Below are 13,691 nucleotides of genomic sequence, written 5' to 3' on the forward strand. Positions count from 1 at the left end.
AGGGGGCCCTGAACCCTCTTCCTACCCCACTCCCCCACCCGCCGGGTGTTCCCCGCCATGCCCAACGGCCAGCCCAACATCCTCATCCTCTGGGGCGATGACATCGGCCAGAGCAACCTCAGCTGCTACAGCGACGGCCTGATGGGGTACCAGACCCCCAACATCGATCGGGTTGCCAGCGAGGGCGGCCGCTTCATCCACTACTACGCCGAGCAGAGCTGCACCGCCGGCCGGGCGGCCTTCATCTCCGGCCAGAGCGTGTTCCGCACCGGCCTCAGCAAGGTGGGCCTGCCGGGCGCCGAGCTGGGCTACCGCGCCGAGGATCCCACCATCGCCGAACTGCTGCAGCCGCTGGGCTACCGCACCGGCCAGTTCGGCAAGAACCACTTCGGCGACCGCGACGAGCATCTGCCGACGATGCACGGTTTCGATGAGTTCTTCGGCAACCTCTACCACCTCAACGCCGAGGAGGAGCCGGAACTGCCCGACTATCCCAAGCCGGAGGACTTTCCCGATTTCCAGAAGAACTTCGGCCCCCGCGGCGTTCTGCACACCTGGGCCAACGGTGATGGCACCCAGCGCATCGAGAACACCGGCCCGCTCACCAAGAAGCGGATGCAGAACTGCGATGAGGAGTTCCTCGCCGAGGCCAAGCGCTTCATCCGTGACGCCGTGGCCTCCGGTGAGCCCTTCTTCGTGTGGTTCAACACCACCCACATGCACTTCCGCACCCATGCCCGTCCCCAGGACATCGGCCAGGCGGGGCGCTGGCAGTCGGAGTACCACGACGTGATGATCTATCACGACAACTGCATCGGCGAGATGCTCGACCTGCTCGATGAGCTGGGCATCGCCGATGACACGATCGTGATGTACAGCACCGACAACGGGCCCCACATGAACAGCTGGCCCGATGCCGGCATGACCCCGTTCCGCAACGAGAAGAACTCCAACTGGGAAGGGGCCTACCGGGTGCCGGCCCTGGTGCGCTGGCCCGGCAGGATCGCCCCCGGCACGCTCTACACCGGCATCGTCAGCCACCTCGACTGGCTGCCCACCCTGCTGGCCGCCGCCGGGGAGCCACAGATCAAGGAGAAGCTGCTGGAGGGCCACACGGTGGGCTCCAAGACCTTCCGGATCCACCTGGATGGCTACAACATGCTCGACTACTGGACCGGCCAGAGCGAGAAGAGCCCCCGGGTGGAATTCTTCTATTTCTCCGACGATGGCGACCTCACCGGCCTGCGCTACGACAACTGGAAGTTCGTGTTCATGGAGCAGCGCGCCACCGGCACCCTGCAGGTCTGGGCCGAGCCCTTCACGCCGCTGCGGGTGCCGAAGATCTTCAACCTGCTCACCGATCCCTACGAGCGGGCCGACATCACCTCCAACACCTACTGGGACTGGATGCTCGACCACGCCTTCGCCCTTGTGCCGGCCCAGGTGATCGCGAGCCGGTTCCTGGCCACGTTCCAGGCCTATCCGCCCCGCCAGAAGGCGGCCAGCTTCTCCCTGGAGGATGTGATCGAGAAGATGACCGCCGCCGCCAGCGGCGGCCACTGAGGGGCTCGCCGCCGCCGCCCCCCATGACCCCGGAGCGCTCCCCCTCCCCGACGCGATCCGCCCCGGCCGGGAGGCCGGGGCGTCCGCCGGCGCGGGACATGGTCTGGATTCCCCCGGGCAGCTTCGAGATGGGCTCCGACGTCCACTACCCGGAGGAGGCCCCGGCCCACCGGGTGGCGCTGGGGGGCTTCTGGATCGACCGCACCCCGATCACCAACGCCCAGTTCCAGAAGTTCGTGAAGGCCACGGGGCACATCACCCTCGCGGAACGGCCGGCCGATCCGGCCGACTATCCGGGAGCCCTGCCGGAGCTGCTGTCGCCGGCTTCGATCGTGTTCGTGCCGCCGCCCGGGCCGATCGGCACGGGTGATCCCTACCGCTGGTGGCAGTACCGGCCGGGGGCCTGCTGGCGCCATCCCGAGGGCCCCGGCAGTTCCATCCGGACCCGGGAGCACCACCCCGTGGTGCACGTGGCCCATGGGGACGCGGCGGCCTACGCCGCCTGGGCCGGCAAGCAGCTGCCCAGCGAGGCCGAGTGGGAACGGGCCGCCCGTGGCGGCCGCCAGGGGGGTGAGTTCGCCTGGGGGGATGAGCTCCACCCCGGCGGCCGGCCCATGGCCAACACCTTCCAGGGGGATTTCCCGCACCACAACAGCCTCCTCGACGGCTGGGAGCGCACCTCGCCGGTGGGGGCCTTCCCGCCGAACGGCTACGGCCTGCTCGACATGATCGGCAACGTCTGGGAGTGGACCGACGATTGGTACGGCGGCCATGCGGCCGTCGTGCTGGGGCACAAGCGGGCCGGCGGCTGCTGCACCATCGACAGCCCCCGCGGGGCGGAGCGGGAGGCCAGCATCGATCCGGGCTCCCAGCACGGGAACCAGCCGCGCAAGGTGGTGAAGGGTGGCTCCTTTCTGTGCGCCCCCAGCTACTGCCGCCGCTACCGACCCGCGGCGCGCATGGCCCAGGGGATCGACACCTCCACCTGCCACATGGGCTTCCGCTGCGTCGTGAGGGGCTGATCCATGCCGGCCTTGCCCCTGGTGGAGTGGCTCGATCGGTTCGCCGTCGGCCTCCGCTTCCTGCTCGAGGGCGTGTCGCTGGTGTGCGTGGCGCTGGGCTTCGCGGCCACCCTGCGCCTGGCCGTGCGCCAGCGGCTGGGCCCCAGCCGAGGCCGCGAACCCATGAGCCGGCGCTTCAACGGCCTCCGGCTCACCTTCGGCAGCTGGCTGTCGATGGCCCTGGAGTTCCAGCTGGCCGCCGACATCGTCGCCACCACCACCGCCCCCTCCAACCAGAACCTGATCCAGCTGGGTGTCATCGCCGTGATCCGCACCTTCCTCAACGTCTTCCTGGGCCGTGAAGTGGAGCTGGAGCAGAAGTTCGAGGAGACCCAGCGCCAGCAGCGTGAGCCGCGTTCCACCACCGAATCCCTTTCGCCCTAGATGGCCAACCTCAACAACGAACTGGCCAAGGAGCGCAACCGGGCGGCCGCGGAGCGCACCTTGATGGCCTGGATCCGCACCTGCCTCTCGCTGATCAGCTTCGGCTTCGGGCTCGACAAGATCATCGGCGCCATCAACAGGAGCCGCTTCGATGGCAGCGCCCATGCCGGCCTGAGTGTGCGGTTGGTGTCCATGGGCTTCGTGCTCGTCGGCATCCTGGCGATGGCCGCCGCGACCCGCCAGCACCTGCGCACCCTCAAGCTGATCCGGCGCGACGACTTTCTCTATGCCGATCAGCGTTCGATCAGCACCATCACGGCGATCGCACTCACCGTCATCGGTGCGTTCGCCTTTGTGCTGCTGGTGATGGGTTCCCCTCTCGGTTGATGTCCATGCCCCAAGCCGCCTCCTTTGTTGTCACGGCCACCATCGTCACGCTGATGTTCAGCCTGGGGCTGGGGCTGAAGGATTACCCGTTTCGGCTGCTCAGGGATCGCTCCGCCTTTCTCTGGCGCGTGCTGCTGGGCACCTGTGTGCTGGTGCCCCTGGCCGGACTGGCTCTGGTGCTGCTCCCTCTGCACGGCCTGCTGAGCCGGCCCGCCTGGGTGGCCATGGCCCTGATGCTGGCCTGCCCCAGCGCCCCCCTGATCCTGTTCCGGGTGCGCAGCACTGGCGGCACCGCCGAGCTGGCCGCCCGGCTGCAGATCGGCGCGGCCCTGCTGGCGATCGTCACGGTGCCGCTGCTGGAAATGGTGTTCCGTGCCGGCGCCGGACTGCGCGGCTGGGAGATGGTCGAGTGGGGCATCACTCCGGCCCAGGTGGCGGGCCAGGTGCTGAAGGTGCAGGTGCTGCCGGTGGTGGCCGGGGTGCTGCTGGGGCAGTGGCAGCCCGAGCTGGCAAGCCGCTGCAGCCGGACCCTCGGGGCCCTGGCCACCCTGCTGCTGATCGTGATGCTGGTGGCCCTGCTGCTGCTCGGCGGCAAGCAGCTGCTGCCCTTCCTGCAGCAGAACCTGGTGGCTCTGGCGGTGATGGCGGTGCTCAGCGTGCTCAGCCTGGCGATCGGCTACGGCCTGGCCGGACCCGACCCGCTGGAGCGCCGCACCGTGGCCCTGGTGACGGGCATGCGCAACACGGGCCTGGCCGCCCAGCTGGCCCTCACCTACGGCAGGGCGCTCCCGGGTCTGATCCCCGGCATCCTGGGTTACGTGCTGATCACCGTGATCGTCACCACCCTGTTCCTGTGCTGGCAGCAGCGGGAGCTGGCGCCCTCCGGCTGATCAGCCGTTCGGGTCGCCGGTCTTCGGCACGGTGCTGCGGTTGCCGTTGCGGATGGCGTGATAGCCGGGCGAGAGGATCTCCACATCGGCGGCGGCGAACTGATCCTGCAGCGCCGCCAGCACCTGCGAGAGGGTCTGGCGGTAGGTGCCCGGCTCGCGCACGAAGGCATTGAGCTCGTAGCTGATGTGGAAGTCATTGAGGGAGGTCTGGAGCACGAACGGTTCGATCTCGTCGGTGATGCCCGACACGCTCCGCGCCGCCGCCAGCATCAGCTCCTGCACCTGGCGCCAGGGGACGTCGTAGCCGATGGTGATCGTGGTGGCGATCGCCACCGGCTGGCCGATCTCCCGGCGGGAGAAGCTGTAGTTCACCACCGAGGCGCCGATCACGCTGGCATTGGGGATGCTCACCAGTTCGTTGCGCGGTGTCTGCAGGCGGGTCACCAGCAGGGCCCGGTCCTGCACCACCCCCACCACCCCGTTGATCTCCACCCGGTCGCCTTCCCGGAAGGCCCGGGTGTAGATGAGCATCAGGCCGCTGATGATGTTGCTGGCGATGGCGCTGGAGCCCAGGGCGGCCAGGGCGCCGATGAACAGTCCAGCCCCCTGGAACACCTTGCTGCCGGAGCCGGGGATGTACGGGAAGGCCGCCGCCAGGCCGGCCAGGCAGAGCAGGATCGCCACCAGCCGGGCCGTCGGCAGGGCCCATTCCTGGTAGAAACCGGGCAGCCGGATCCGGCCGTGGTCGATGGCCCGGAACCAGGACTGGCTGGCCCGGATCGCCAGCACGGTGATGACCAGGATCACCCCGATCGAGACGAGATTGGGGATCGCCTGCACGATGCCGCCGAGGAAACCCAGCACCACCGTCCTGATCTGTCCCCGCAGACCTTCGGCGATGGCTTCGGTGGGTGGGAAGAAACCCAGCAGCAGGGGAATCAGCAGGTAGCTGATCACCAGCACCAGCGACCAGTGCACCACCTGGCGCAGCCACTGCATGAGCTGTCGCACATGGTCCAGCTCGACGAACCCGCCCAGGCCCAGGCGACTCAGCTCCTGCATGACGAAGCGGGGGCGTTCGGCGAAGTGCCGCTCGACCCGCCTGTTGAGCCCCCCCTGCACCCGCAGCCACAGGATGTAGAACCCCAGCACCAGCGCCGCCAGGGCGGTTCCCCTCAACCAGGACGCGAGGGTGTGGCTGCCCCGGTAGCTGGTGATCGCCCGCCGCATGCCGTCCCGGTAGCGCACGGCCAGCTGTTGCCGCGTCAACCCGAAGCAGGCCGCCGCGCGATCACCCACGGCCAGTTCGGGCAGGAAACGACCGTCCTGCTCCCTGACGCCCACCAGGGAGAAGGGGGCCTCGTCCTGGACCACGAGCTGGTGGGGCTGGACGGTGTGATCCTGGGCCAGCTCCAGCAGGCGGGCGTTGGCGCGGCGCACGTAGTCGTCGAGCCGCTGGGCGGCGGGGGCCCGGCGGATCTCCAGGTCGCGGCGGCCATCGAGACCGATGAACAGAGGGGTGGTCGCACAGCCCTGCGCGGCCGCCGTGGCGCCTTCCTCGCCGGCCCAGGCTGGCCTTGACGGATCGAGGCCCAGGCCCAGCCCTGTCCCAGGACCAAGCGCGAGGCAGAGCAGCAGCGTCAGCAGGGCGATCCGCCGTCCGAGGGTCAACGGCCTCCACGTGAATCTCTGCCGCTGCATCACCGATCCCCGGGATCCGCCGAGGGGATTGTCCCGCGGCGTTGCCACCGGTGTCGATGGCGCCGGGGGCCCGCGGCCGCCGGCGGGAACCCTGGAGCATGCTCCGCTCCCCCCTGCTGCCGCTGGTGCTGCTGCTCGTGGTGCTGGTCCAGGCCCAGCTGCGCCCGCTCCAGCCGGGACCGGCCGATCCGCTGCGGCTGCTCGCCGCTGGCGATGGGCCCCAGCCGGTGATCCTGCAGGGGCGTCTGCTGGCCGACCCGGTGACGGCGAGGCCGGCGGCGGCCCCGGCGGCAGTGGCGGCGGGCCCGGGTCCCTGCCGGGTGCTGCTGCAGACGGCGGGGGGCCGCAGCGAGCTGGGCTTCGCCGCCTGTCCGGCTCTGCGGGAGGGCTGGGGCGTGCGGGTGACGGGGCTGCTGCGCCGCCCCCGGCCGGCCCCCCACCCCCTGCTGGCGGGGCCGGCGGAGCGCCTGGCCCGCCAGGGGGCCTGGACCCGTCTGGCGGTGGAGCGGCTGGAGGTGCTCCACCGGCCCGCCACCCCGATCGCCGATCTGCGCCGCGGCATCGCCGAGCGTTTCGTGGCCGCGGCGGGTCCGGAGCGGGGCGGCCTGCTGGCGGCCCTGGTGCTGGGCAGCGCCGTGGTGCCCCTGCCCGCCGAGCTGCGTGCCGACTTTCGCGTTGCCGGCCTGTCCCACGCCCTGGCGGCCTCGGGGTTCCACCTCACGGTCCTGCTGGGGGCGGTGCTGGCCATCGGCCGGAGGCTCGGCCGCTGGGCGCGGCTGGCCCTGGGCGCCGGGGCGATGGTGGTGTTCCTGCTGCTGGCGGGGCCCCAGCCCTCGGTGATCCGGGCGGTCCTGATGGGGGCCATCGCCCTGGTGCTGCTGGAGAGCGGCCGCCGCGGACGGCCCCTGGGGATCCTGGGCCTCAGCCTGGCGGGGATGCTGCTGCTGCGGCCGGCCTGGCTGCACGACGTGGGCTTCCAGCTGAGCGCCGCCGCCACCGCCGGCCTGGTGCTGACGGCCCGGCCCCTGGAGCAGGCCCTGGCCCGGCGGCTCCCCGGTGGCCCCCCCGGGGCGGCGGGCTGGTGGCGGAGCTGGCTGGCCCCGGCCCTGGCGGTGCCGGTGGCGGCCAGCCTCTGGACCCTGCCCCTGCAGCTGCTCCACTTCGGGGTGGTGCCCCTCTACGCCGTGCCCGCCAACCTGCTGGCCGCCCCCCTGCTCACGCCCCTCACCCTCGGGGCCATGGGCCTGGCGGCCGTGGCCCTGCTGCTGCCGCCCCTGCTGGCCCCGTTGCTGGTGCCCCTGGGCTGGCTGGCCCAGCTGCTGCTCCTGCTCGCCCATGGGGTGGCCGGGCTGCCCCTGGCCCAGTGGCAGAGCGGCCGGCCCCTGCCCCTGCTGGTGCTCCTGTTCACCCTGGCCCTGCTGGCCCTGGTGCTGCCGGGGACTGGCCGGCGCCTGCGATTCCTGGCGGCGGGCCTGGGGGTGGGGGTGCTGGTGGTCCACCTGGTGCTGCTGGGCGGCGACCAGCTGCTGCTGGTCCACCAGGGGGAGGGTGGTCCCCCCCGCGACCTGCTGCTGGCCCGGCACCGGGGCCGCGCCGCCCTGGTCAGCACCCGCGCCGACGGGTTCAGCTGCCGCCAGGCCGGCCAGCTGGCCCAGGCCCTGGGGGTGGCCCGCTTCGACTGGACCCTGCTGCTGGATCCGGTGGCCGCTGACGATCCGGCCTGCTGGAGCCGCCAGGCCGGGCGGGTGCTGGCCTACGGGGGCGGGGCGGCCCCCTTGGCCGCCGGCCAGCGGCTGGCGAGCCGGGGGCTGGCGGTGGAGGCCCTGGCCATGGACAGCCATGCCCTGCGCCTGCAGCTGGGGCGCCACCGCTGGCTGCTGCTGCCCGACCGCCAGGCCCTGACCACCTGGCGGCTGGACCGTCCGGCCGCCGGCGAGGGTGTGTGGCTCGGGGTCCGGCCCCGGCCCGCCGAGCAGCGGGCCCTGCTGGAGCGCGGCCCGCCCCGGGTGTGGCTCAGCGGTGCCGTGCCGACCGGCGCCCCCCTGCCGCGGGGGTGGCGGGCCAGTGGGGCCAGCGGTGCGCTGACCGCTCCGTAAAGTGAGCCGATCCCTGGAGACCGGATGGTTCCGCTGCGGCGGTGCGTCAGGGCACCAGGGTCTGGAGAGGTGGCTGAGTGGTCGAAAGCGAACGACTCGAAATCGTTTGAAGGGCAACCTTCCGTGGGTTCGAATCCCACCCTCTCCGTTTCGTCAGGCCTGGCCTGCGCGCGTCAGGAATGGAACAGCAGCACCAGGCCGGATTTCACCTGGTGGAACTCCCGTTCCTCCCGGCTGAGGTCGAGTCCCACCTGCAGACCCTCCTTGAGCGCCACATCGAAGGGCGGCGCCGGAGGCGGCTTGCCGTCACACCAGAGGGCCGCAATCCCCACGGAGGTGGCATGCCAGCGGAAGCAGGGGGTGGTCCCGATGGAAGGCTCCTGCAGGGCGTCTTCGAGAAGCTCGCGGATCGCCATCGTGTCCCGGCTCTCGCCATCCCAGTCGTCGCCTTAGCTTCGGCAGAGACCCCGGCCAGGGCAATCGGCTGAGAGTTTTCGTGATACTGGCGCCTACGGTGCCTGCCATGGAGGCCTTCCCCAGCCCAGTCGCCCTGGTGCACGAGTGGTTCACCCCCCGTTCGGTGGGTGGCTCGGAGCAGGTGGTGGAGGAACTCGACCGGCTGCTGGGCGGCTGGGGAGCACCGCCAGCCCTGTTCGCCCTGGTGGATGGCGAGAGTTCCCGCCCCGGCAGCTGGCTGACCGGCCGCCCCGTCCGCACCAGCTTCATCCAGCGCCTGCCCTGGGGGGTGAGCCACGTGCAGCAGTATCTGCCGCTCCTGCCCCTGGCGATCGAGCAGCTCGACCTCTCCGGCCATCCCCTGGTGATCAGCAGCAGCCACCTGGTGGCGAAGGGGGTGATCACCGGACCGGACCAGCTGCACGTCAGCTATGTGCACACCCCGGCCCGCTACGCCTGGGACCAGATGCACACCTACCTGGCCCGCTCGGCCCTGGCCCGCGGGCCCCTGGGCCCCCTGGTGCGGCTGCAGCTGCACCAGCTGCGCCAGTGGGACGTGGTCAGCAGCGCCCGGGTGGATGCGCTGGTGGCCAACTCCCGTTTCACCGCCCGCCGCATCCGCTGTTTCTGGCGCCGGCGCGCCCACGTGCTGCCGCCCCCCGTGGCGGTGGGGCGCTTCCGCTGGGACCAGCCCCGGGATGACGTCTACGTCAGCCTCTGCCGGCTGGTGCCCAACAAGCGGGTGGATGTGGTGGTGGAGGCCTTCCGGCGCACCGGCCTGCCCCTGGTGGTGCTGGGCGATGGTCCCGAGCGGCGCCGGCTCGAGGCGATGGCGGGTCCGGCCACCCGCTTCCTCGGTCGCCTGCCGGACCGGGAGACCGCCGCCTGGCTGGAGCGGGCGAGGGCCTACGTGTATGCCGGCCTGGAGGATTTCGGCATCGCGCCGGTGGAGGCGATGGCGGCCGGTGCCCCGGTGATCGCCTTCGGCCAGGGGGGGGTGCGCGACAGCGTGCGCTGCCTCCAGGAGGGCGAACCGGCCCCCACCGGCCTGCTGTTTCCGGAGCAGACCCCCGCCAGCCTGGCGGCGGCCCTGGAGCACTTCGAGGCGGGCCGGCTGTGGCGCTCCCTGCCGGCGGAAGGGCAGCGGCGCTGGGCGGAGAGCTTTGCTCCCCCGGTGTTCCGGCGCCGCATGGAAACGCTGCTCGACCAGCTGTGGCAGCAGCACCGTCGCCGCCTTCGCCGTCCTGTGCCTCTGATCTGAGTGGCCCCGCGGCTTGGAGTTCCGCACGGGCTGATCCTTAACTTCTTCTAACGAACCCGTCCCCCATGCTCTCTTCCATCGGGACCCCCTACGCCTCTGGGCAGCTTGTGACGGCTCCGGCGCAGGTGCTCACCGCGGAAGAGCTGATCGCCTTCCAGTCCAAGCGCGATCGCATCGTCAAGCGTTCCGGTGACATCCTCTTCTCCCTCACCGTGCTGACCCTCGGCTCGCCGGTGCTGCTGGCCCTGGCCCTGCTGGTGAAGGTCACCTCCCGCGGGCCGGTGTTCTACGTGCAGCAACGGGTGGGCCGCGACTATCGCAGTTTCGGTTGCATCAAGTTCCGCACCATGCGGCGGGATGCCGATCGCCTGCTCTCCAAGCTGCTGGCCGAATCCCCGGATCTGGATGAGGAGTACCGCAACGATTTCAAGCTCAAGAACGACCCGCGCATCACCCGCCTGGGCAAGTTCCTGCGCCGCTCCAGCCTGGATGAACTGCCCCAGTTCCTCAATGTGCTCCGCGGTGAGATGAGCGTGGTGGGCCCCCGTCCGATCGTGAAGAGCGAGCTGGAGCGCTACGGCAGCCGCATGGATGAAGTGCTGTCGGTGCGTCCCGGCCTGACGGGCCTGTGGCAGGTGTCCGGCCGCAACAACCTCAGCTACCCCGAGCGGGTCCGGCTGGATGTGCGCTACGCCCGCCGCCGCACCCTGCTGATGGATCTGCGCATCATCCTGCGCACCATCGGCGTCATGCTCGACCCCCGCGACCGCGGCGCCTACTGAACGCCGGAGCTCCGTCCCTTCACCGCAGCGAGGGTGGCCATCCGGCGCCGAGCAGGGCCAGGGCCGGCAGGGTGAGCAGCAGCCACAGCAGCTCCAGCCGATCGCCCAGGGTCAGGATCCGCTCCACCCCTTCCCGGTCGGCGGGGCGCCCTGCCGCGGCCAGGATCGGCTTGATGCGCACCCCGTCGGCGTAGGCGTTGGCCCCGCCCAGGCGCACCCCGGCGGCGTGGGCGAAGGCCGCCTCCGAGACGCCGGCGTTGGGGGAGGGGTCAGGGGCCCCGTCCCGCAGGGCCGCCCGCAGCCAGGGGAGCGTCCGCCCGGGCCGGCCCGCCGCCAGGGGCAGGCTGAGGGCCACCAGCCGGGTGGGCAGCCAGGTGAGCAGGTCGTCGAGGCGGGCACCGGCGGTGCCCAGCCAGCGCAGCCGTCCGTGGCGGTAACCCAGCATCGAATCCAGGGTGCTGGCGGCCTTGAAACCCCAGGCCAGGGCCAGGGGGCCCGGCAGGGGTGACGCCGGCGGGGCCGGCCCCAGCTGCAGCAGGGCCGCCCCGGCCAGCATCCAGAACAGGGGGGCGAACAGGCCGTCAACGGCGTTTTCGGCGGCGGTTTCGGCGGCGGCCCGCAGGATCTCCGCCTCCGGCAGGTGGCTCACCTGGCGGCCCACGATCCGGGCCAGGCGCGAGCGGGCCAGGGGCAGGTCGGGCAGGGCCACCAGCACGGCCCGCACCGCCCGCCCCAGGCTGCCCCCCGCCAGGGCACTGGCCAGGCCCAGCACCAGCAGGGGGACCCCGACGGCAGGGATCCGCCGGGCCAGGACCTCCAGGCCCCAGCCCGCCAGGCCGCTGGCGCCCACCACCAGCAGGGTGAGCAGCAGACCCCCCAGCCGCAGGCGTCGGGGGGCGTCGCCGGCCCAGGCCTCCACCGCCCGGCGCAGGCCGGTGATGGCGACGCCCATCACCTGGACGGGGTGCGGCGACCAGAGGGGGTCCCCCAGCAGCCGGTCGAGCCCGCAGGCGAGCAGCACAAGCAGGGCGAGGCTCAAGGCCGGCGGCGCTGCAGCAGGGGCAGCAGCAGACCTGCCCCCAGGAAGGCCGCCAGCTGGATCGGCAGGCTGCCGCCCAGGCCGATCAGCTGGGCGATCAGGCCCATCCCCAGACTGCCGGCCAGGCCCCCCAGGGCCGAGGACCGCTCCAGGACGCTCCAGTTCTGCTGCAGGTCGCCGGCCGGATCGACGCCGAGGGCCAGGCGGGCATCGGCCACGGCCGCCAGCAGGCCGAAGGGCACGAACAGCAGCACGGCCCCCCAGCCGCCGACGAACTGGGTCGCCAGCAGCAGGGCGGCCATCAGCAGGTAGGGCAGGCGCGGCGGCAGCCGCAGGCCCCAGGCTTCGGCGCCGGTCCGCCCCAGGCCGTAGGCCGTCAGCAGCAGGCCGAAATCGAAGCAGCTGCCCGCCGCCTGCTGGCGCACCCACAGGGGCAGCAGGGCGAACAGGCCCCCGAGCAGCAGCCCCTGCAGCACCCCGCCCGGCTCCAGGCGCCAGGGGGCCGGCTCCGCCGCTTCACCCTCGTGCCGCCGCTCCTCCGGGTGGCCGCCGGCCCGCAGGGCCCCGACCAGCGGCGCCAGGGGCAGCAGCAGCACCAGGGCGCCGCCGAACTGGAGCAGGGCCTTGCCGATGGGAAACAGCAGGGCCGTCAGCAGGCTGCCCGCCAGGCGGCCCGCCTCGGCTCCCGCCCGCAGCTCGCCGTTCGGCACGGCCCAGCGGCCATGGATCTGGCGTTGCAGCGGGTCCTGGGCCAGCCGCAGCCCCACCGCCAGCAGGGCGATGGCCAGCAGGGGGGCGAGAACGGAGCGGCCCAGCAGGCCCGTCGCCACCGCCAGCAGCAGCAGCAGGCCGAGCAGCTGGAGCAGGTAGCCGGGCCGGATCCGCTGGGGCAGGGGCAGCAGCAGCGGCAGGGTGGCCACGGCCAGCAGCACCCCGTTCACCAGCGGCGACGGGGTGAGGCCGCTGAGCAGCCAGGCGGTGGCGCCGATGGCCAGGGTGCCGCTGGCCTGGCCGCTGCTCCAGGCGAGGGTCAGCAGGCGCCGGCGCATGGGCTGGGGATCAGGCCGCCTTGAGCCAGCTGAACATGGAGCGCAGACCCTTGCCCACCTGCTCGATCGGATGGGCGGCATCGCGTTCGCGGGCCTTGGCCATCTCGGGCTTGCCCGCCTCGCACTCGGCCACGAAGTTGCGGGCGAAGGTGCCGTCCTGGATGTCGGCCAGGATGCGCCGCATCTCCGCCTTGGTGTCGGCGGTGATCAGCCGGGGGCCGCTGACGTAGTCGCCGTACTCGGCGGTGTTGGAGATCGAGTCGCGCATGGCGGTGAGGCCGCCCTTGACCATCAGGTCGACGATCAGCTTCACCTCGTGGAGGCATTCGAAGTAGGCCAGCTCGGGCTGGTAGCCCGCTTCCACCAGGGTCTCGAAACCGGCCTTCACCAGTTCACTCAGACCGCCGCAGAGGACCGCCTGCTCACCGAAGAGGTCGGTTTCGGTCTCCTCCTTGAAGTTGGTTTCGAGGATGCCGGCGCGGGTGCCGCCGATGCCCTTGGCGTAGGCCATCGCCAGCTCGCGGGCATGGCCGGAGGCGTCCTGCTGGATGGCGAACAGGGCGGGCACGCCCTGGCCGTTCTGGTACTCCCAGCGCACGGTGTGACCGGGGCCCTTGGGGGCGATCATCACCACGTCCACATCGGCGGGGGGCTCGATCAGCCCGAAGCGGATGTTGAAGCCGTGGGCGAAGCTCAGCACCTTGCCGGCGCTGAGGTGGGGGGCGATCTCGGCGGCGTAGACGGCCTTCTGGGCCTCATCCGGCAGCAGCACCATGATCCAGTCGGCCTTGGCGCAGGCGTCGGCCACGCTCAGCACCTCAAGGCCGTCGGCCCGGGCCTTGGCGGCCGAGCGGCTGCCGTCGTAGAGGCCCACCACCACGTTGATGCCGCTGTCCTTGAGGTTCAGGGCATGGGCATGGCCCTGGGAGCCGTAGCCGATGATGGCCACCGTCTTGCCGGTCAGCAGGCCGAGGTCGGCGTCGGAGTCGTAGAAGAGCTGGGCCATTCCGGGCGGCGGGCAG

The 13,691-nt window shown here is 71.8% G+C and carries 13 protein-coding genes and 1 tRNA gene; 9 read left to right on the top strand and 5 right to left on the bottom strand.

Annotated elements, in window-relative coordinates:
- Nucleotides 1–57 precede the first annotated feature (57 nt).
- The 5 genes from L107_RS00315 to L107_RS00335 all read left to right on the top strand — a co-directional run bounded on the left by L107_RS00315 (nucleotide 58) and on the right by L107_RS00335 (nucleotide 4,285).
- A complete protein-coding gene (locus L107_RS00315; protein ID WP_159815921.1) occupies nucleotides 58–1,563 on the top strand; it encodes an arylsulfatase in 1,506 nt (501 codons plus the stop codon).
- Nucleotides 1,564–1,661: 98 nt separating this feature from the next.
- Entirely contained in the window at nucleotides 1,662–2,585 is a 924-nt protein-coding gene (locus L107_RS00320; RefSeq protein WP_236550415.1) for a formylglycine-generating enzyme family protein, read from the top strand.
- Between the two features lie 3 nt (nucleotides 2,586–2,588).
- Nucleotides 2,589–3,008, top strand: coding sequence for a DUF1622 domain-containing protein (locus tag L107_RS00325; RefSeq protein ID WP_159815923.1), 420 nt, complete (start codon nucleotides 2,589–2,591; stop codon nucleotides 3,006–3,008).
- Complete coding sequence (locus L107_RS00330) at nucleotides 3,009–3,395, top strand: YidH family protein (RefSeq protein ID WP_159815924.1); 387 nt, start codon at nucleotides 3,009–3,011, stop codon at nucleotides 3,393–3,395.
- Nucleotides 3,396–3,400: 5 nt separating this feature from the next.
- A complete protein-coding gene (locus L107_RS00335; protein ID WP_159815925.1) occupies nucleotides 3,401–4,285 on the top strand; it encodes a bile acid:sodium symporter family protein in 885 nt (294 codons plus the stop codon).
- Here L107_RS00335 and L107_RS00340 read toward each other — a convergent pair whose 3' ends face one another.
- Complete coding sequence (locus tag L107_RS00340; RefSeq protein ID WP_236550416.1) at nucleotides 4,286–5,956, bottom strand: mechanosensitive ion channel family protein; 1,671 nt, start codon at nucleotides 5,954–5,956, stop codon at nucleotides 4,286–4,288. It abuts the gene before it with no gap.
- Nucleotides 5,957–6,084: 128 nt separating this feature from the next.
- On the opposite strand from L107_RS00340, the gene L107_RS00345 reads away from it, so the two are divergent.
- Nucleotides 6,085–8,082, top strand: coding sequence for a ComEC/Rec2 family competence protein (locus L107_RS00345; protein WP_159815927.1), 1,998 nt, complete (start codon nucleotides 6,085–6,087; stop codon nucleotides 8,080–8,082).
- A gap of 63 nt (nucleotides 8,083–8,145) precedes the next feature.
- Nucleotides 8,146–8,230 (top strand) — tRNA-Ser (locus tag L107_RS00350).
- A 25-nt stretch (nucleotides 8,231–8,255) separates the two neighbouring features.
- On the opposite strand, the gene L107_RS00355 is transcribed toward L107_RS00350, so the two are convergent.
- On the bottom strand, nucleotides 8,256–8,498 hold the full coding sequence (locus L107_RS00355) for a hypothetical protein (protein WP_015108989.1): 243 nt from the start codon (nucleotides 8,496–8,498) through the stop codon (nucleotides 8,256–8,258).
- 107 nt (nucleotides 8,499–8,605) lie between these two features.
- On the opposite strand from L107_RS00355, the gene L107_RS00360 reads away from it, so the two are divergent.
- Nucleotides 8,606–9,799, top strand: coding sequence for a glycosyltransferase (locus L107_RS00360; RefSeq protein WP_159815928.1), 1,194 nt, complete (start codon nucleotides 8,606–8,608; stop codon nucleotides 9,797–9,799).
- Between the two features lie 65 nt (nucleotides 9,800–9,864).
- A complete protein-coding gene (locus L107_RS00365) occupies nucleotides 9,865–10,581 on the top strand; it encodes a sugar transferase (RefSeq protein WP_106220581.1) in 717 nt (238 codons plus the stop codon).
- Nucleotides 10,582–10,600: 19 nt separating this feature from the next.
- Here the strand turns inward: L107_RS00365 and cbiB are convergent, their stop codons facing one another.
- From cbiB to ilvC, 3 genes are read right to left on the bottom strand one after another with little or no spacing between them, the layout of a single operon-like run.
- Nucleotides 10,601–11,620, bottom strand: a complete 1,020-nt coding sequence (cbiB, locus tag L107_RS00370) for an adenosylcobinamide-phosphate synthase CbiB (RefSeq protein WP_159815929.1) — start codon at nucleotides 11,618–11,620, stop codon at nucleotides 10,601–10,603.
- Nucleotides 11,617–12,669: a hypothetical protein gene (locus tag L107_RS00375; RefSeq protein ID WP_159815930.1), complete on the bottom strand. Its 1,053-nt coding sequence runs from the start codon at nucleotides 12,667–12,669 to the stop codon at nucleotides 11,617–11,619. Before L107_RS00375 ends, cbiB begins: the two co-directional genes overlap by 4 nt.
- Nucleotides 12,670–12,679: 10 nt before the next feature.
- Nucleotides 12,680–13,675, bottom strand: a complete 996-nt coding sequence (ilvC, locus tag L107_RS00380) for a ketol-acid reductoisomerase (RefSeq protein WP_159815931.1) — start codon at nucleotides 13,673–13,675, stop codon at nucleotides 12,680–12,682.
- Nucleotides 13,676–13,691 lie beyond the last annotated feature (16 nt).

Source organism: Cyanobium sp. Copco_Reservoir_LC18, from assembly GCF_009834675.1.
GTDB classification, from domain to species: domain Bacteria; phylum Cyanobacteriota; class Cyanobacteriia; order PCC-6307; family Cyanobiaceae; genus Cyanobium; species Cyanobium minutissimum.